Source organism: Pseudarthrobacter sp. TE3704 (assembly GCF_056279405.1).
The window spans coordinates 325,027-343,515 of sequence record NZ_JBWCCJ010000001.1 but is presented as its reverse complement, the minus strand read 5'-3'; the positions used below and the strand labels follow the sequence as shown (position 1 = coordinate 343,515).

General features: G+C 63.8%; 15 protein-coding genes and 2 pseudogenes. 3 read left to right on the top strand and 14 right to left on the bottom strand.

The features are described from left to right. Positions 1-2 precede the first annotated feature (2 nt). The 5 genes from ACZ9BC_RS01670 to ACZ9BC_RS01650 are packed head-to-tail and all read right to left on the bottom strand — an operon-like array spanning position 3 to position 6,334. Complete coding sequence (locus ACZ9BC_RS01670) at positions 3-2,393, bottom strand: bifunctional salicylyl-CoA 5-hydroxylase/oxidoreductase (RefSeq protein ID WP_476244444.1); 2,391 nt, start codon at positions 2,391-2,393, stop codon at positions 3-5. A gap of 13 nt (positions 2,394-2,406) precedes the next feature. Further along, positions 2,407-4,062, bottom strand: coding sequence for an AMP-binding protein (locus tag ACZ9BC_RS01665; protein WP_476244443.1), 1,656 nt, complete (start codon positions 4,060-4,062; stop codon positions 2,407-2,409). Between the two features lie 54 nt (positions 4,063-4,116). Next, positions 4,117-4,989 (bottom strand): acyl-CoA thioesterase, encoded by an 873-nt coding sequence (locus tag ACZ9BC_RS01660; RefSeq protein WP_476244442.1) that lies wholly within the window; start codon positions 4,987-4,989, stop codon positions 4,117-4,119. Between the two features lie 5 nt (positions 4,990-4,994). After that, positions 4,995-5,477: a cupin domain-containing protein gene (locus ACZ9BC_RS01655; protein ID WP_458778717.1), complete on the bottom strand. Its 483-nt coding sequence runs from the start codon at positions 5,475-5,477 to the stop codon at positions 4,995-4,997. A 5-nt stretch (positions 5,478-5,482) separates the two neighbouring features. Then, entirely contained in the window at positions 5,483-6,334 is an 852-nt protein-coding gene (locus tag ACZ9BC_RS01650; protein ID WP_476244441.1) for a fumarylacetoacetate hydrolase family protein, read from the bottom strand. A gap of 134 nt (positions 6,335-6,468) precedes the next feature. On the opposite strand from ACZ9BC_RS01650, the gene ACZ9BC_RS01645 reads away from it, so the two are divergent. After that, positions 6,469-6,867: a RidA family protein gene (locus ACZ9BC_RS01645; RefSeq protein WP_476244440.1), complete on the top strand. Its 399-nt coding sequence runs from the start codon at positions 6,469-6,471 to the stop codon at positions 6,865-6,867. A 79-nt stretch (positions 6,868-6,946) separates the two neighbouring features. Here ACZ9BC_RS01645 and ACZ9BC_RS01640 read toward each other — a convergent pair whose 3' ends face one another. The 8 genes and pseudogenes from ACZ9BC_RS01640 to ACZ9BC_RS01605 form a co-directional block, all read right to left on the bottom strand. After that, the gene (locus ACZ9BC_RS01640) at positions 6,947-7,822 is read right to left on the bottom strand and encodes a PaaX family transcriptional regulator (RefSeq protein WP_476244439.1); all 876 of its coding nucleotides are present in this window, start codon (positions 7,820-7,822) and stop codon (positions 6,947-6,949) included. Between the two features lie 68 nt (positions 7,823-7,890). Continuing rightward, positions 7,891-9,609, bottom strand: coding sequence for a thiamine pyrophosphate-binding protein (locus ACZ9BC_RS01635; RefSeq protein WP_476244438.1), 1,719 nt, complete (start codon positions 9,607-9,609; stop codon positions 7,891-7,893). A gap of 158 nt (positions 9,610-9,767) precedes the next feature. Next, on the bottom strand, positions 9,768-10,478 hold the full coding sequence (locus ACZ9BC_RS01630) for a LysR substrate-binding domain-containing protein (RefSeq protein WP_476244824.1): 711 nt from the start codon (positions 10,476-10,478) through the stop codon (positions 9,768-9,770). 48 nt (positions 10,479-10,526) lie between these two features. Next, positions 10,527-10,730 (bottom strand): annotated as a pseudogene (locus ACZ9BC_RS01625) (helix-turn-helix domain-containing protein); the annotation flags it as partial. A gap of 32 nt (positions 10,731-10,762) precedes the next feature. Next, positions 10,763-12,358 carry an ATP-dependent acyl-CoA ligase gene (locus ACZ9BC_RS01620; RefSeq protein WP_476244437.1) on the bottom strand — a complete coding sequence of 532 codons (1,596 nt, stop codon included), beginning with the start codon at positions 12,356-12,358 and terminating at the stop codon, positions 10,763-10,765. After that, on the bottom strand, positions 12,355-12,663 hold the full coding sequence (locus tag ACZ9BC_RS01615; RefSeq protein ID WP_476244823.1) for a zinc ribbon domain-containing protein: 309 nt from the start codon (positions 12,661-12,663) through the stop codon (positions 12,355-12,357). Before ACZ9BC_RS01615 ends, ACZ9BC_RS01620 begins: the two co-directional genes overlap by 4 nt. A 5-nt stretch (positions 12,664-12,668) precedes the next feature. Further along, positions 12,669-13,808 (bottom strand): thiolase family protein, encoded by a 1,140-nt coding sequence (locus ACZ9BC_RS01610; RefSeq protein WP_476244436.1) that lies wholly within the window; start codon positions 13,806-13,808, stop codon positions 12,669-12,671. A 50-nt stretch (positions 13,809-13,858) separates the two neighbouring features. Further along, a complete protein-coding gene (locus ACZ9BC_RS01605; protein WP_476244435.1) occupies positions 13,859-15,193 on the bottom strand; it encodes an MFS transporter in 1,335 nt (444 codons plus the stop codon). Positions 15,194-15,533: 340 nt separating this feature from the next. Between ACZ9BC_RS01605 and ACZ9BC_RS01600 the strand changes: the two genes are divergently transcribed. Together ACZ9BC_RS01600 and ACZ9BC_RS01595 are read left to right on the top strand one after the other, a co-directional pair. After that, positions 15,534-16,352: a cyclase family protein gene (locus tag ACZ9BC_RS01600; protein ID WP_476244434.1), complete on the top strand. Its 819-nt coding sequence runs from the start codon at positions 15,534-15,536 to the stop codon at positions 16,350-16,352. 224 nt (positions 16,353-16,576) lie between these two features. Next, positions 16,577-16,829 (top strand): annotated as a pseudogene (locus tag ACZ9BC_RS01595) (glycogen debranching N-terminal domain-containing protein); the annotation flags it as partial. 478 nt (positions 16,830-17,307) lie between these two features. On the opposite strand, the gene ACZ9BC_RS01590 reads toward ACZ9BC_RS01595, so the two are convergent. Continuing rightward, positions 17,308-18,438 (bottom strand): malic enzyme-like NAD(P)-binding protein, encoded by a 1,131-nt coding sequence (locus tag ACZ9BC_RS01590; RefSeq protein ID WP_476244433.1) that lies wholly within the window; start codon positions 18,436-18,438, stop codon positions 17,308-17,310. Between the last annotated feature and the right edge of the window lie 51 nt (positions 18,439-18,489).

The following is an 18,489-nucleotide window of genomic DNA, read 5'->3' as shown; positions in this document are numbered from 1 at the left end:
GGCTACTTCACCAGGACCGACGCAGCGGCTGACGCGGGGGTCCAGCGAAGATGGGGAGTGGCGGTTGCGGCGTCTGGTTCCTTCAGGAGGGACAGGCGGGGGCGTACGGCGTCGGTGCGGGAGCTCGGTGGCTTGCGGCGACCGGCCCGGAACTGCGGGATCCAGGTGGCGCCCGGGCCCTGGTATTCCTGTTCGGCCGCTGCGTGCAGGGTCCACTGGGGGTCGTGCAGGTGGGTGCGGCCCAGCGCAATGAGGTCGGCGCGGCCGGCGAGGAGGATCGAGTTGACGTCGTCGTAGGTGGAGATGGCGCCGACGGCGATGACGGCCGCGCCTGCCGGTGCGGCCACTTCCTGGCGGATGCGGTCGGCAAACGGGGTTTGGTAGCTGCGGCCGAAGGCCGGCTTTTCCTCCTTGGCCACCTGGCCGGTGGAGACGTCCAGGCCGGCTGCGCCGTGCGCCACAAAGGCCCGGGCGATCTCGACGGAATCGTCGGAGGTGTTGCCGCCGTCGATCCAGTCCGTGGCGGAGATGCGCACCGTCACCGGCTTGCCGGCAGGCCAGGCCGCCCGGACGGCGTCGAAGACTTCCAGGGGGAACCGCAGCCGGTTCTCCAGGCTCCCGCCGTACTCGTCGGTCCGCCGGTTGGAAACCGGCGACAGGAACGAGGACAGCAGGTAGCCGTGGGCAGCGTGCACCTCGAGCAAGTCGAAACCTGCCTCCTCGGCCCGCAGCGTTGCGGCGACGAACTCCTCTTTGATCGAGTCCATCCCGGTGCGATCGAGTTCCAGGGGAACCTGGTTCCGGGGGCCGTAGGCGACCGCAGATGGGCCAACCGCCTGCCAGTTTCCGGCCTCCAGCGGTTCGTCGATGCCTTCCCACATGAGCTTGGTGGAACCCTTGCGGCCTGAGTGGCCGATCTGGGCGCCGATCTTGGCGCTGGACTGGCTGTGAACAAAGTCCACGATTTCCTTCCAGCTGTCCCGCTGCACGTCTGTGTACAGTCCGGTGCAGCCGGGCGTGATGCGGCCGGCTTCGGAGACACACACCATTTCGGTCATTACCAGGCCCGCACCGCCCAAGGCCTTGGATCCGAGGTGCACCTTGTGGAAGTCGCCGGGGATACCGTCAACGGCGGAGTACATGTCCATGGGGGACACCACAACTCGGTTCTTCAGTTCCAGTCCGCCGATGCGGAAGGGCTGGAACATGGCCGGTGCTGTTTGGGTGAGCCCTTGGGACTGTGCGAAATGGCGCTCCACGTCGGCGGCGAATTCCGGGTCGCGCAGGCGCAGGTTTTCCTGGGTGATGCGGCGGCTGCGGGTCAGCAGGTTGAACGCGAACTGGGTGGCGTCCTGGTCCTTGTACTGGCCGATCCGTTCGAACCATTCAAGGGATGCCTGGGCGGCCCGTTGGGTGGATTCGACCACGGGGCGGCGCTCAGCCTCGTACGCGGAGAGGGCTGATTCCAGGTCCTGGTGTTCGTGCAGGCAGGCGGTCAGCGCGAGGGAGTCTTCCATGGCCAGCTTGGTGCCGGAGCCGATGGAGAAGTGCGCGGTGTGGGCGGCGTCGCCGAGCAGCACTACATTGTCCTTGCGCCAGCTGCGGTTGCGGACGGTGTTGAAGTTCAGCCATTTCGAGTTGTTGGACAGGACCTCGTAGCCGTCCAGTTCCTCGGCGAAAATGGAGCGGACTTTGGCGATGGCCTTTTCATCCGAGACGCCGGGGGGAAAGACGTCATTGGCGGTTTCGTCGAAGCCGGCGGCGTGCCACACATCCTCGTGCATTTCGACGATGAACGTGGAGCCTTCGTCAGAGTAGGGGTAGCCGTGGATCTGCATGACGCCCCATTCGGTTTCCTTCACGAAGAACTTGAAGGCTTCGAAGACCTGGTCGGTGCCGAGCCACATGTACTTGTTGGTCCGCGGATCCAGGTCAGGGCCAAAGGTATCCGCGTATTTTGCCCTGATCTGCGAGTTGACGCCGTCAGCGGCCAGCACCAGGTCGTAGTCCGCTTCGAGTTCCTCGATGGCGGGGGCGATGGTCTGGAAGCGCAGGTCCACGCTGAGCTCGGCGCAGCGGCGCTGCAGCAGTTCGAGGAGTTCCTTGCGGCTCATCGCGGCGAAGCCCTGGCCGCCCACGCTGATCATCTGGCCGCCGAAGTGGACGTCGATGTCGGACCAGCGGGCGAAGCGGCGGCTCATGTATTCGGCCACAACGGGGTCGGCGTTGCCGATTCCGCCGAGCGTCTCGTCTGAGAAGACGACGCCGAACCCGAAGGTATCGTTCGCCGCGTTGCGTTCCCAGAGGGTGACCTCGTGGGACGGGTCGAGCTGTTTCATCAGGGCTGCGAAGTACAGGCCGCCGGGGCCGCCTCCAACAATGGCGATTTTCATGGTCTTTCTCCTTCTATGCCTGGCTCTGGCCGGCGGCGGTGAGTTGTTGGGTTTCGTCCGCGAGGCTGTCGCGGAGCTTGAAGTGCTGCAGCTTGCCGCTCGGATTGCGGGGCAGCTCTGTGACGAAGCGGAGTTCCCGGGGGTACTTGTAGGGCGCGATGGTCGCCTTCACGAAGTCCTGGATTTCCTTGCCCTTGGCGGCGTCGCCGATGACGCCGTCGCGCAGCACTACGAAGGCGCAGACTACGGTTCCCCGCTCGGGATCGGACCGGCCGATGACGGCGTTCTCCACCACATCCGGGTGCTGGTCTATCGCCGCTTCAACCTCGGGGGCGCCGATGTTGTAGCCGGAGGAGACGATCATGTCGTCGGAGCGGGCCTGGTAGGTGAAGTAGCCGTCCCCGTCCATGGAAAAGGTGTCGCCGGTGACGTTCCAGCCCCCCACCACATATTTGGCCTGGCGCGGGTCGTCGAGGTAGCGGCATCCGGTGGGACCAATGACCGCCAGGCGCCCGTTCTGCCCGGGCCCGAGTTCGTTGCCGTCGTCGTCAAGGATGGTGGCGCGGTAGCCCGGGACTGCCTTGCCTGTGGTTCCCGGCCGGATGGTATCCCCTGCCGCTGATATGAACACGTGAAGCAGCTCGGTGGAGCCGATGCCGTTGACCAGCCGTAGTCCGGTGGCCTCATGAACGGCTTCCCACGTTTCCTTGGACAGGTGCTCACCGGCGGAGACGGCGATCCTCAGGTTGCGGAGGAGGTCGCCCCGTCCTTCCTTGAGGATGGCGCGGTAGGCGGTGGGAGCGGTAAAGAAAACAGTTGCCCCCGCAGCGGCCGCACGTTCGGCCAGCTCCACCGGGCCGGCCTTCTCCGTGAGCAGCGAGGATGCCCCGAACCGCAGGGGAAAGACCACCAGTCCGCCCAGCCCGAAGGTGAAGGCCAGGGGTGGCGACCCGGCAAAGACATCGTCAGCGGTGGGCTGCAGGATATGGCGGGCGAAGGTGTCGGCGTTGGCCAGGATGTCCCGGTGGAAGTGCATGGTCACCTTCGGCACGCCGGTGGTGCCCGAGGTCGGACCCAGGAGTGCGACGTCGTCGGCAGCGGTGTCCACCGCTGAGAATGTCCCGCTCTTGGCGTCGCAGCGCACGGTGAGGTCGCCGTCGTCGGGCCCTCCATAAGTCACAACCGCCACCCCGCCGGCGGCAGCCTCGAGGTCGTCCACGAAGCGGTGGTCAGAGATGGCCACCACGGGCTTGGTGAGCTGGATCAGGGTGGCGACCTCGCTGGATCGCAGCATGGGCATGGTGGTCACCACTACTGCCCCGGCCTTCAGCACGCCCAGCCAGGCGGCGACAATCCACGGATTGTTGGGTCCGCGCAGCAACACGCGGTTCCCGGGGACCACACCGAGGTCTTCGGTGAGCACCTGGGCCACCTGGTTGGCGCGCTTTTGAAGTTCCCCGTAGGTCCAGACGGTACCGTCAGGGGTCCGCAGGGCGGGCCTGTCCGCGCCGCGCTCGGCGACGGCACTGTCGATGAGCGCAACGGCGGCATTGAGCCGTTCAGGATACTGGAGTTCGGGGAGGGTGAATTCGAGCGCCGGCCAGGTGTCGGCGGGCGGCAGGTGGTCGCGGGTGAACGTGTCCACGTGGGCCGATGGCGTCATGCTCATGGCCGTTCCTTTCAGTGGTGCGTCGGTGAAGCAGATGGTTGAGTGGGTGGCAGGTTAGGCGCCTGTGCGGATCATGCCTTCCTGGGCGACCGTGGCAAGGAGGCGTCCCTGCCGGTCGAAGAAGCGGCCCATGGCCAGGCCCCTGTTGCTTTGGCCGGATACGGCTTCCTGGGCGTACAGGATCCATTCGTCAGCGCGGCCGTCGCGGTGGAACCACATGGAGTGGTCCAGGCTGGCCGTTGCGAGTCCGGGGCTGGACCAGTGGAGGCCGTTGACCCTCAGGAGCGGTTCCAGGATGGTGTAGTCGCAGACATAGGACAGCGCAGCCCGGTGAAGATCGGCATCGTCCGGAAGGGTATCGAAAGCCTTCACCCAGATCGCCTGCTGCGGAGCGGTGCCACCCTCCAGTTCGATGTACACCGGTCCCGGTACGTGCCGCATGTCGAAGCTGCGGCCCGTGGACCAGTAGTCGGCCGCAGGACCTTCGGCTTCCTCCAGTGCCTCGGCTGCACTGCGCAGTGAGTCAGGTTCGACGGCGGCGGGAACGTCGGGCTGGAAGTCCGGGCCGTCCTCGGGAACCTGGAAGGAGCCCATTGCGGCGTAGACAGCCTTGCCGTTCAGGAACCCGCGGACGGTCCGGGTGGAGTACCCGCGGCCGTCGCGCAGCCGCTCCACTTCGTAGCGGATCGTTGCTCCGACGTCGACTGGCCGCATGAAGTAGCTGTGCATGGAGTGCAGTGCCCTGTCTCGGTTGACTGACCGCATCATCGCTGCGGCGGCCTGGGCCACCATGTCCCCGCCGTAGGCCTTGGGCCAAGGCACGTACTGGGTTGTGGCGTCGTAGGCCTCGTCGTAGACCTGTGCCGGGGCGGGCGTCAGCTCCACGGCCCGCAAGAAGGTCTCCGAGGTCAGGGTTCCGGTGATCATCGCGGTCAGGCCCTGCGGTAGCCGGGGAGGGTTTCGTCGGCCACGTCGTCGAGGTTGACCACCAGGTTCTCCGGCGTGCGGGCGGTCAGCCAGACGAGTTCCTCGGTGACGGACATGTTTGCCTCCACGTGGGGCATGAACGGCGGGACGAAGACCCAGTCGCCGGCCTTCATGTCGAGGAATTCCTGGTAGTTTTCCCCGAAGTAGATGCGCCCCTGGCCGCGCAGCACGTAGCCGCCCGTTTCGGCTTCGCCGTGGTGGTGCGGCAGCGAGCGGTACCCGGGGGTGTTGGATACCTGGCCGAACCAGATCTTGGTGGCCGGGGTGTGCTGGATGCTGACGCCCGAGACGCGGATGCAGTCCCCGGACTGGGCGGTGTTGGTGTCCTCGTGCCCTGCCCGGGTGACCACGGGGACTACCTTGCCGTCGGCCTGGGCATAGACGGAGTTGTCGCCTTCGAGGCGGTAATCGGTGGCTGTCTGGTTCATTGCGGTCACTCCTTGGTTGATGTTGGACTGATGCGGACGACGTTTTCAAGGCGTCCGATACCGGTGATTTCGGTGGCGAGCACGTCGCCGTCGTTCAGGAAACGGGGCGGCGTCATGCCCATCCCCACTCCCCCGGGCGTTCCTGTCAGGACGAGATCGCCCGGGCGCAGGGTGGTGAACTGGGAAATGTAGGAAAGAAGCTTTGCAGGGCCGAACACCAAGGTGCCGGTGTTGCCCTTTTGGACGACGTCCCCGTTGACGTAGCCAACGACGTCGAACGTTGCGCCAACCTCGTCGGGTGTGACGAGGACCGGGCCGACAGGAGTCGTGGCATCAAACGCCTTGCCCTGGAACCACTGCAGTGTCCGGTTTTGCCAGTCGCGCATGGAGACGTCATTGGCAACCGTGTAGCCGGCTATTGCCGCTGCGGCCTGATCCGCGTCCGCGCGGAAGATTTCAGTGCCGACCACGACCGCCAGCTCGGCTTCCCAGTCAACGCGGTCGCTTCCCTGAACCTCGATGGTGTCATTGGCTCCCACCAGGGTGTCCGCGTACTTGGCGAACAGGGTGGGGTACTGGGGAAGTTCCCGGCCCATCTCCTGGATGTGGTCCGCGTAGTTCAGGCCGCAGCAGATGACCTTGCCGGCGCGGGGAAGAAGGGGCGCGTAGTCCACGGCGCCGCCTTCAATCACTACCGGCTTCTCTGCAGCAGCGGCCTCGCGGACCAGGTCCCGCCAGTCCGGCCGGGCCAGCAGTTCCCCGACGTCGGAGGCCGGGAGGGCAACATAGGCATCTGCACCCGTGGCGAGTGCCGCCGTCGTTCCCTGTCCGGCCGTGCGCAAGGTGGCGAGTTTCATGGATTCTGTCCCTTCGAGAATGATGTGTCGACTTTTTTACGATCGTCACATATGCTCAACGTAGCACGGCGGAATTGATCTGCACAGAGCCTTTCCGGAACTTTTTTCAGAAGCCACGCACCAGGAGGAACAGCATGGGCCACAAGACAATCAACCCGGAGTCGCTTCCCAAACCGTCCGGATTCGCGCACGGGATGCTCGCCGGGAACACGGTGTTCCTGGGCGGCCAGACAGCCCTGGACAAGGACATGAACATCGTCCCCGGCGGCATAGTGGAGCAGTTCACGCAGGCGTTCTCGAACGTCCTCACCACACTGCGCGAAGCAGGCGGCCAGCCGGAGGACCTGGTCAACGTGACCATCTACCTGACCGACGTGGAGGATTACATGGCCAACGGCCGCGAGATCGGACGCATCTGGCGGGAGATGGCGGGTTCGCAGTACCCGGCAATGGCAGGCATAGGGGTCACCCGCCTGTGGCAGAAAGAGGCATTGATTGAAATCCAGGGCATCGCTGTCATCAGCGAACGCTGACCCCGGAAAGTAAAAGAGGATCCGGCCCGGCCGAGTGGCCGGCCGGATCCTCTTTTGGGTTCACAGGCTTTCTGGGTCTCTAGGCTGCTTCCGCTTCCTCCACCAGGGACATGGCATACATTTCGGCCATCGGGGCGATCAGGCGGTGCACGCTGAAGAAGATCCGGCGCGCCTCGGGCCCCTGCCAGCCCGGCGGGAGGTACTCAAGGGGCAGCCCGGGGTCACGGTAGGGCAGGCGCCGCCACAGGGTCAGCATGGGTACGTAGTAGCGGAACGCGTCCCGGCGAAGATCCTCCGAGGAAGCGGCCAACGCCTTTTCGGGGTCATCACCCACCAGCGCGGTCCAGTCCTCCAGCGATCCGCCGTACGTGTCCATGAACTCTGAGATCTGCGACTCCAGGGCTTCCAGGTCCCACCATTGGGCCACCTTCGCCCGCATGTCTGAATCCGAGGAGTAGTCGCCGGTAAAAAACTCCACGTACTCGTCCAGCCCCCGGGATTCAAGCCGCTGCCTGGCGCCTTCCCGCACCCCGGAAGGTGCGATCCAGACCCCCGCCCCCATGGAACCAAAACCCAGCCTGGTCAGCTCGGTGCGCAGCTGGTGCCGCCGGTCCCGCATCGACTCGGGCACGGAAAAGATGGCCAGGACCCACGGGGCTCCGGTGGCGGCACGGTAGGGGGCGAAGATGCGCTCGTCGCCCTCACTGACGAGCTTTAATGAACGCTCGGAGAGCTCGTACCTGGCCACGCCGCCGTTCCTGACACTCGTCAGTACCCCCTTGGCCTTCAGCCGGGAGACGGCCGAGCGGACGCCGGGCGCATCGTGGCCCAGCTCGCCAAGCATCTGGATCAGCACGGAAATGGGAAGCTGCCCGCCTCCGCGGCGCCCGTAGAGCCCGTAGATCGTCAGGATGAGCTGCTGCTGGGGCAGTGAAGGAACAGGCGCAGCAAGCATGCGATCGGGTCTCGATTCTGTCAGGGTCACAGTCCTTCCAAGCATATTTGAAAGACGAAGCACTCCATTTAGTGGCCTTTGAACGCTTCGGCCAGCCACCAGGCCCCCCCGTCGGAAGCGATGCGGGCATCAATGACCAATGGCGCGTTGCGTGGCCCTGCCAGCCATTCGTTGACGCCGTCAAGGTCGCCCACCGAGCGGACAATGAGCGCGGCCGCGCCATATCCGCGGGCAATTGAGGCGATATCCACCTGTGGGAACCGCACGACGTCCAGGTCCTCGTCATTGGCGTCGAAGTGATGGACCTCGGCGCCATAGGCGGAATCGTTGTAGATGATGGCCACGAGGGGGATTTTCTCACGGACCAGTGTTTCTAGTTCCGAGATGGCCATGAGGAAGCCTCCGTCGCCGGCTCCCAGGACGGGCAGCCGGTCTGGCCGGGCCTTGGCGGCACCAATGGCCGTGTACAAACCGAGGCCGATTGACTGGAAGGCCTGGGTGAAGCAGAATCCGAACTCGTCCGGCACGGACAGGTAGGTGCTGGGATAGCCCATGAAGTTGCCGGAATCAATGGATACGATGCGCTCCGGCGGCAGAATGCGGTCAAGTTCCCGGGTTAGCACGCGGGGGTCTATGACCTCGGAGGTGGACAAGTCTTCTGTCGGTTCCGTATTCCAGCGGGCATGCTCGGCGATCTCTCGCGCCATTTCCGGCGTCCGCAGGCCTACCGCGTCGTGCTGGGATGACCGCAGCTTGGCAAGCACGGCAGCTGCCGTTTCTGCACTGTCGCCCAGCACGCCTAGATCGATGGGACGGTTGGTGCCAAGAGCGCGGTCCTCAAGGTCCACTTGAACCACCTTCGCTGTGGGCCCGATCAGCGAACCGTGGCGCATTGTCCACATGTTCAGGGCGCATCCCCAACCGATGATTAGGTCGGCTTCGGAAATGGTTGCCGCGGTGAACGGCGAGGAAAAGCCGCCGGAAATACCCAGGTTGAAGTTGTCACCCTGGAAAAGGCCGTGTGCGACGGCGGAGGTGGCCACGAGTGCCCCCGCCGCCTCGGCCAGCGCGGCGATTTCAGGTCCCGCGCCGCGGCCGCCGCGGCCGGCGACAAAAAGCGGCCGCCGGGCATTCCGGATAAGCTCGGCCAGCTCGTCAACAGCCGCATCGGTTGGTGCGAACCGCTGCGCCGGGACCAGCGGTGCCGGCTCCGCAATGCCCTCTGGTGCCGGCGCTGCCTGGATATCAGTAGGCAGGGACAGTACAACTGTCCGGCGCTCGTTAACGGCCGTCCGGTATGCCCGGACCGTGTCAGCCACAGCGCTTTGCGGTGAGTGGATCCGCGCGGCCACCGCTCCCACGCTGCGGGCCAGTGCGTCCTGGTCAATCCTGAAGTTGGATCCCACCGCGGAAGCGGCCGTATCGGCGGTCACGACGATCATGGGCGTTCGGCTCTTGGCAGCTTCGCCGATACCCGTCACCGCGTTGGTCAGCCCGCACCCCTGGTGGGTGGAGACGACTCCCACCTTCCCGGACATCCGCCCGTAGGCATCGGCCATGGTGGCAGCACCGCCTTCATGGCGGGCTGCCGTATAGGGCACGCCGGCCCGTCGCAACGCATTGGTGACCACGAAGTTCCCGCTGCCCACCACGCCGAAAATGTGGCCAACGCCGAGCCGGGCAAGCGTGTAGCCGACCAGGTCGCTGACATTGCCGGCCACAAGGGCGGGCGAAACGTTCGGCGTAGCCACGTCACTGCTCGCGAACCCACTGGTAATAACAGTCATTGTCTCTTCTCCTTCGGGGACAGCGCGGAAGCGGCAGCCGGCGACGTCATTGGCGCAGGCAAGATTCCGCCCACTACGATGGTATCGCCTAAAATTTACGAGCGTCAAGCACTTGAAATATGCTTCGTGCTGACGGATGCCTTCAGATGGCGGTGCAGTTAGAGTGAGGTGGCAGCCGGGGTTGTGTCGAGGAGGTTGCGCCGGATCTCCTCGCCCACTTCGCGGAGTTTCTCGGCAAACAGTGCAGCATTGGGGGGCAGTGGCCTGTCCGCATGGAGCAGGATGCCAACCTGCTGGGCGAGCCCGGCGAGGTGCAGCTCGAGCATCTGCAGGCCCGGCTCCGCAACTGCCATGGACTCTGGCATCAGGGCAAGGAACCCTGCCTCGGCCACGAGGGTGCGCAAGGTGGCAGGAGTTCCCGATTCCACGCGCTGGACCGGCGGCGTAAGGCCGGCGTTGCGGAAGTTCTCCTCGAGTTCGTCACGCAGCGGTGTATTCGCCAGTGGAACTACCCAGGGGTGCCCGACGAGATCCTTCAGTGAGGCCTCTGCAAGGCCATGGACAGGGTGGCTGGGCGCGGCAACAACGCGGAATTCCTCCCGGTATAAAGGGACAAGCCGCAGGCGTGACGTACTGGGATGATCGGTAACCCGGCCCACTAGCAGGTCGAGATCGCCGTTGCCCAGTTCCTGTATCAGGGCTTCGGGCGGCGCCTCCCGGAGCAGGACTTCCACCCGGGGCCTTTCAGCCGTGAATCGAGCCACCGCCCGCGGCAGCAGCAGGTTGGCGCCGGTAACGTGCGCGCCTACCCGCACCACGCCAGCCCCCGGGTCTGTGAGCTCATCCACCCTGCGGCGCAAAGTACTCACGTGACTCACAATCGCCTTGGCGTGCTCGAGGCACGCCTGCCCTGCCGGTGTGGGTACCATGCGGCGTCCGGTTCGCTCGAACAGCGGCGCTCCGACCGCTTGCTCGGCTTCCCGTAAGGCCCGGCTCAAGGCCGGCTGCGTCAAATACAGTTCTTCCGCAGCCCGGACTAGGCTCCCTTGTTCTGCAATTGCAAGCACGATCACAAGATGACGCAGCTTCAGGTGGGTCGTCAGCAGCGCCCGCAGGTCCATCTCTTCATCCTACGGGCTCGTCCTCCAGGCAATCAGCGCGCAGCGGCCGCAGCGGCCTGGCGTGGAATCGCGACTTCCCGGTCCCACTGGGAAGCCTCGCGGCCGGCCGCTTTGAGGACCTGCTTGCGTACCTTGCCGTTCTCGGTCTGAGGCAGTTGCTCCACCACGCGCAGGAAGCGCGGGATGGCAAACGACGCCAGCCGTGGAGCGCAGAAATCACACAACTCGGTGAAATCGACTGGCTCCCGCAGGATGAGTGCTGCCATGACCTCATCCTCCCCCAACTCCGAATCGACGGCATAAACGGCGGCGTCCTGGATGGCGGGATGCTGTCGCAGCACCTGCTCCACTTCGACAGAGGAGATATTCTCGCCGCGGCGGCGGATAACATCCTTGATCCGGTCAACGAAGCGAACCCACCCGTCCTCGTCGAGGACAACCCGGTCTCCGCTATGGAACCAGAGGTCCTGCCATGCTTTTGTCGTTGCTTCGGGCATGGCGTGGTAGCCGGTGGCCATCGCGTGGGGCTGGTCGCTGCGGATCAGCAGCTCACCGGGCACGCCGCTGGGAACGGGCACGCCATCGGCGTCCACTACGCGGATGGAGAATCCTGGCCGCACCTTTCCAATGTAACCGGGGCGCCACTGATCAGGGGTTGACCCGATCACTGAATTCGTTTCTGTGGACCCGTAGCCGTCGAGCAGCAGCACTCCAAACCGGTCGCGGAAAGGCTCTACGAGCCTGGCGGGCGTCGCAGGTGAGAGGGCCAGACGGATTTTGTGGTCCCGGTCGCCGGGCTTGGGATCCTTGCCGGCGAGGATGCCCACCATTGCGCCGAGAAGATATGTCACGGTGGCACCGGCGGAGGAGGCATCCGACCAGAAGCGGGATGCGGAGAACCGCGGGCCCAGAACGTACTCGCCGCCGCATACGACGGCCTGCATAAAGGCATTGAGGGCGTTCGTGTGAAAAAGGGGCAAGCACGTGTACAGCACGTCCTCGGGGCCAAGCCCTAGTTGGTCGGACATGTTCACCGCCCACCAGTAAAACTGGCCTTGGGGGCACAGCACTCCTTTGGAAACCCCTGTGGTTCCTGATGTGTACAGGACGGCGGCGGTCTCGGCCGGAGCGGCGTCCACTGGTTCGACAGCAGTGCCAGGCTCCGGCATCGGGATCACCTGGAAGGGTGTCTGAAGATCCGGGGCGGGGCCGTCGATGACCCATGCCTTGCGAAGGCCGTCCGGAGCCACTGCAGCCAGATGAGGCAGCTGCTCGGTTTCTGCCACCACCAGTGCGGCCTGGGAGTTCTCCAGCACGTGCCGCAACTGTTCCCCTCGGCTGGCCGTGTTCACAGGAACAGCGACGGCACCAATCCAGGCGCAGCCAAGAATCAGGTCGAGCAGCTCTGGCCGGTTTGAGGACATCAATGCAACCGTCTGTCCGCGCTCGATCCCGGCGCTGCGCAGCATGCCTCCCGCTCCGGCTGCGGCCTCCACCATTGCTTGACTGTCGCGGCTGACCTCACCGCAGCGGAACAGCGGTGCCGAGGGGGCTTTGCTGGCGCGCTCAAGCAGCATCTGCGGGATGGTCAGTGGACGCTGCCGCCGTTGGGCATGTGTCGAATTCATGGCTGATCCTCATTTAGGTTCGAGTCGATGGGTATGTAGGCGTTGACTCCGGACCCGGCGTTGGGGTCATTGGTAAGGGGCACGCTTTGTCCCGGTTTAGATTCAGAACCGGTCAGGCGGGCGATGACCCGAAGTCCGCCGTTGAGGCCCAGGGTTGCCAGGACGGTGCCGCCAGAAAGTGTCGTGGTCTGCTCAACAGTTCCGTGTTCTGCTGCAACTGTTGAGAAACTGTCCTCTCCGCAGACCGGGCAAAACAGGCGGGCCGGAAAAAGGAGGCTCCGGCAACTCCGGCATTCCTGCACCATGGCGCTCATTTCGCGGCCTCCAGCACGGACATGGTGGCGCAGGCGCCATAGCGGTACAGGACCATGCCGTATCCGCTGACCACAGCATGGCGGGCGGAAACCTGGCGTTCTCCTGCAGTGCCCATAAGCTGGCGGGCTGCCTCAACCAGCCCGTGCATGCCGCCGGCCGCGCCCGCCTGTCCCGCCGAGAGCTGGCCCCCGGAGGTGTTCACCGGCAGTTCACGGGTGGCGATGCGGCGCTTAATGAAATCCGCAGGGTGATCGTCTGCCGGCAGAACGCCGAGGTCCGCCAGCTGCGCCACCACCATGGAAGGGTAATCGTCGTACACGCAGGCGAGGCCCACGTCCCCCGGGCCGATTCCGGCTTCCTCCCATCCGGGCTGGGCGCATGCCCGCAGCCCGGTTTCCAGCCCGTCACCGGCCTGCTGGTCGGTGTTGTAGGACGCGCGCACCGTGAGCACCTTTGCACGGGGTGTGCCGTTGCCGGGGTCAGCCACGAGGACAACTGCGTCAGCGCCGGTTACCGGAGGCACGCAGTCGTAGCGGCCCAATGGCGTGGCGACGGCCGGTGCGCTGAGGTATTCGTCCATGGTGAGGGCTTTCCGGTAGACAGCCCCGGGGTTGTCTGCGGCCCATTCGCGCTGGGCGATGGCGATGTGTCCGTAGTCTTCACGGGTGAGCCCGAGCGCCTCCATCTGCCGCGTGGTAAGCATCGCGAACAGGGCGTTCGGTCCGTTCATCGGCAGTGGCGCGAGGTGGTCCTGGGTCGCGCGGTTGTAGCTGGCCACCAGCTGTGAGAATGCCGGCCCGTCCATCAGGTCCCCTGCAGCGAGGACGATGACTTTGGCATCACCGGCTTCGATCGCCCGCACTGCGTGCTGGAGCATGCCGCCAGCGCTTGCCCCGCCGTTCGTATCCTGCATCAACCAGGTCAGGCGAAGGCCCATCCGCCAGGCCAGGTCAATGGCGTGGTCGGGGTTAAGCGTGAAGCTGGAGACCGCGAATCCGTCGACGTCACCCGGGGTGAGACCTGCTTCCCGCAATGCGTTGCGGACGGCACGGGCAATAACCTGGGATGTTTCCGTCCCTGGTTGGGGGTGGCGGGTGTAAGGCGATTGCCCTGTTCCGATAATGGAGACCGTCACGTCGGTCCTTTCTGGGGTTTGCTACAGCAAGGGCGGGAAGATCCGGACGCTTAGGAGACGGTCTCTGCCGGCTGTCCCGCGACCTGAGGCTGATCGTCGTGCTTTTTCCGGCCGCCCGCGGCGACCACCGCTATCAGGGTCACCAGCACCATGCCAATGAGGTACAGCGACACCGGTGCGGAGGAGTTGAAGTTCAGCAGCAGGGCCGTGGCGATCATGGGGGCTACCCCGCCGGCGAACACGGCTGCGATTTCGTGGGCAATTGCCATGCCGGAGTAACGGACTTCGGCGGAGAACAGTTCATGGAAGAACGCCGGCTGGGTTCCGATCATGGCACCGTGGCAAACACCGTTGGCGATGAGGAAGGCAAGGATCACCACGGCAGGGGTGTTGGCATCGATCATTGCAAAGAACGGGAAGGCCATCACACCCATGCCCACGGCACCAAAGGCGTACACGGGGCGCCGGCCGATGCGGTCAGAGAGGTATCCGAAGAAGATGTAAGCGCCGAACGAGACCAGCATTGACACCGCCACGGCCAGGAGCAACAGCCCCTTGTCTACTCCTACGTGGACGCCGTAGACGATCGAGAAGGAAAGGAAGATGTACGAGCCGCCGTTTTCAGCGACGCGCAGGCCCATGGCAATAAGGATTTCGCGGGGATGGGCCCTTATCGCATCCAGCGCGGGGACACGGTGCTGGGGACTGCTCTTGCGGACTTCGGTGAACTCCTTGGATTCGGGAAGCTTGAGGCGGATGTAGGCGCCCACACCAAGCAGAACGATGCTCACGAGGAACGGCAGACGCCAACCCCAGGCCAGGAACTCAGGTTCGGGCATCAGCTGGACCAGGAAGAAGGCCAGGGAAGACAGGACGAAGCCGAGCGAGATGCCGCCCTGGCTGAAGGCTGCGAGCATGCCCCGGCGTGAGTTGCCGCTGTTTTCGCTGATAATCAGAACGCCGCCCCCCCATTCGCCGCCGGCGGCGATGCCTTGAAGGATTCGAAGGACGATGAGCAGCGTCGGCGCCAACACCCCAACTTGGGCGTAAGTGGGCAGGAAGCCCATCAGCATTGTGCTGATCCCCATGATTGTCAGTGTCATGACCAGCGACTGCTTGCGCCCCAGCTTGTCTCCGATGTGACCGAAAATTATTCCACCCAGGGGGCGGGCAGCGAACCCGACAGCGAATCCGGCAAAAGCCGCCATCGTGCCCACGAGCGGGTCTGTGCCGGCGGGGAAGAACAAACGTCCAAACACGATGGCCGATGCTGTGGCGTACAGGAAGAAGTCGTACCACTCAAGGGCATTGCCGACGAGTGAGGCAACAACGTACTTGCGGACCCCGGGACGTTGTCCCGGCGATGGGGTTTGGGGATGAGACATTGTTGCTCCTTAGTGCTGAACTGTGGCATTTGACGGGCCGGCGTGACTTCGGGTCATGGCCTTATCTCTGCTGATCCGGCGTGCGCCCTGCAAGCGAGCTCCATAAGTGTGACGGGCGTTACGTTGACTTATTTCAGTGTCCCTCCCGGGGCCGGTACCGTCGAATGCCTATATCGCCAGGGTCTATGCAGGTTCCGGTAAGCCAGCCCGATACGCGGCAGTAGGTGTTCCGGACCGCACAGCGCGGTGCTAACGTCGCAGCCATTGGCCCTGGTGCACACGCCGCGGGCAGCCACGCAATCCTCAGGCCTTCGCTGGGGTCAACACTTTAGGAGCTCCCATGGAACTAAACGCTGTGAATGACACCCGTCAGGCCGGCTTGGCCCGCCTGCTCGCTGATCTTGGCACCAAACGAACCGGCGTAGTGGACCTCACGACCCCGCTCTCCGCCGCCACGCCCACACTGGAGTTGCCCGCGCCATTTGCTAATCTCATTGATTTTTCGCTCGAGGAGGTCTCCGCTTACAACGAGCCAGGACCCTACTGGAAGCACCACAACATCCATACAGGAGAGCACATCGGCACCCATCTGGACGCCCCGGTACATTGGGCCACCGGGCGCGACGGCAAGGACGTCGCCCAGATCGAGCCAGCCCGGTTAGTAGGCCCAGCCCTTGTCCTGGACGTCACCGCAGAGGCCGCCGCGGACCCCGACTTCCTGCTGGATCACCACCACATCCGCGAATGGGAGTCGGAGTATGGATCACTGCCAGAGGGTGGCTGGCTCCTCGTTCGTACCGGGTGGGACAACCGCTCCCAGGACCGTGAACGCTTCCTGAACAAGGATGAACAGGGCAACCCCCACTCCCCCGGATTTACAGTCGAATGCGCCCAATGGATTGCAGAAGAATCCGGGTTGTCGGGAATCGGCGTAGAGACGGTCGGCATTGACGCCGGCGCAGCCGCCGGACAACAGCCCCCTTTCCCGGCCCATCACTTCCTGCTGGGAAATGATAAGTACGGCATCACTTCGCTGCGGAATCTGGCTCAGCTGCCGCCAGTCGGCGCAGCGCTCATCGTGGCCCCGTTGCCGATCGTCGGCGGAACCGGCAGCCCGGCCCGCGTGCTCGCCCTGGTTGACGCAAACCAGATGCATTGATCAAGGACGCCGGGGGCGTTCAGTGGCGTGCGCGACATGAAGAAGCCCGCAACAGGTCGGATCCGAGTCGGGGATTATTGGCCGCAGTTGTGCTCTGGGAATGGCCAAGCTAGCGCCAGGGTGTAGACCGGCGTAGCCTCGACGAAAACGAACAGGGCGCTGGGCGGGACTAGATACGGAGGCCGGCTCGACGGCCAAGGGTTAATTCGTTAGAGGAGCCAGACATGGCTGGCTGGAATGCTGACGCGGCGGCCGGCCCGATGGGGCCACAGTCAGTTACCTTGGTGCAAGGATCATCGTTCTGCATCTCCTTCCTGAACGGAGACAATCCACTCCGAACTTCCACACGGTCTGTTCATTCAGGACACCCGTGTCCTGTCCGGCTGGAGCCTGACCGTTAACGGTCAGCCACTCGAGCCCTTGGCGGCGGAGACGAAGGAGCCGTACCGGGAGTTGTCCGGCGCCGGTGTTCCAAAAGCCCTCCTTGCCCGTGACTACGGGATCAGCAGGGATACCGTCTGCCAGTACCTTCGGCACGCCAAGCTGGAGTGATCCGCTCCCTGCCTGCGCCGTCGAGTGCCACGGTCCGCACAACCGTTAGCTTCAGGGAACATCCATTATCGGCTCTTTAAATCCGGCAGTGGGAGTGGCTGCGAGTGCTCCCCTCAACGATCATCTACGCCGCCAGAATTTCCCCTTCAACGTCATTTTCGGCATGCTCGGAGACCGGATCGGCTGGCGCAACGCAAGTGCAGGCTAGTTATCCCTGACAATCAAGCAGGAGCAACCGCACCAGTGGGTCACGGCTAATTCAGACGAAGGGCAGTCAGTATTCCTGCCCGAATTACGAGGAGCCTTCGTGAAACTGCTCAGACGATCAAAATCATTGCGTCCTCCTTGTGCGTTCAATCCTTGCTGCATTAAGGAGTTTGGATGAATTGGAGAGCTGGAACCGTTAGGATACGAGACGTGATCGCTCTAACGATCTGCGCGCGGTAGTTTCAACAGCTCTTGCCACTGCGCGAGTCACCCGAGGGTCCTTCCAGTCCGGAATTACCTGACCAGGCCATAGGCCATCCTCTGCGGCGATATCGGCTATGGCATGCGCCGCCGCGATCTTCATGTCCAGGGTGATGCACTTGGATCCGCCGTCGAGGGCACCCTGAAATGTGCCTGGCAACGCGAGCAACTTGTTGAGCCGCGTGGATAACACTGTCCTCCCGACGCCAGCCGTCGGCTCTGTCGAGGGCACAACCCAGGGACCTAACGGAACTAGTTCAAAAACAACGGCGTCCAGGGCCAACCCCTCAAGGTGATCTTCAGTGCTCGCCTCACCGCCCCAGGTGATAATGGCATCTGCTCCGTCGACCGCTTCCTTCAATCCGCCTATCCGACCACCCGGGTTGGTGAGCCATGCTAAATCATCCTGCACGGCGTTCAATTCATTGCGTTCCCGGGAAATAATCCCTTGGGAGTCCACGAGAATGATTTCTGCAATGCCCTGGGCGAGGAGAAGTTCAGCTATACCGGTGGCAGCGGGGCCATCTCCTGCTATGACCACTTTGAGTTGCCCAACTTTCCGGCTCCTCAAGCGTGCAGCATTAATCAGCGCAGCAAAGACAACGATGGCAGATCCGTGTTGCTCATTGTGCATAACGGGAATTTGCAGCTCATCATTCAAGATGGTTTCTATCTCATAGCATTGCAAGGTTGAAATACTGTCGAGGCAAACGGCATCAACGTAGCGGCTGATCTGCTTCACACTTTCGACAAACTCAACCATGTTTTGACTCCCCAAAGTTATCGGGATCAGTTCCAGCTGATCACAGACCCAAGAGCGGGCTTGCGTTGCTTCCTTACCGGGCCGGGAATCGCCGCTCCGTGCGTTGGGCTCACTGATCCCTGACGACATGCCACTGACCACCGCCACCTTTCGCAGGTTGCTATCCCCGTCCATGTATTGGCGCCGCGTGATAGCCCAGCCATTCTCAAGAAGGGCCGGAGCCGCCTCCACCCGCATGAGCGGTTCAGGAAAGCCTTGGTGTCCATGCTCAGCCCACGATTCTTTCACTTTTTCGACTTTCACTTGGTTCTCAATGCTTATCGATAGTCCTACATCTGCACTACGGAAGATGTA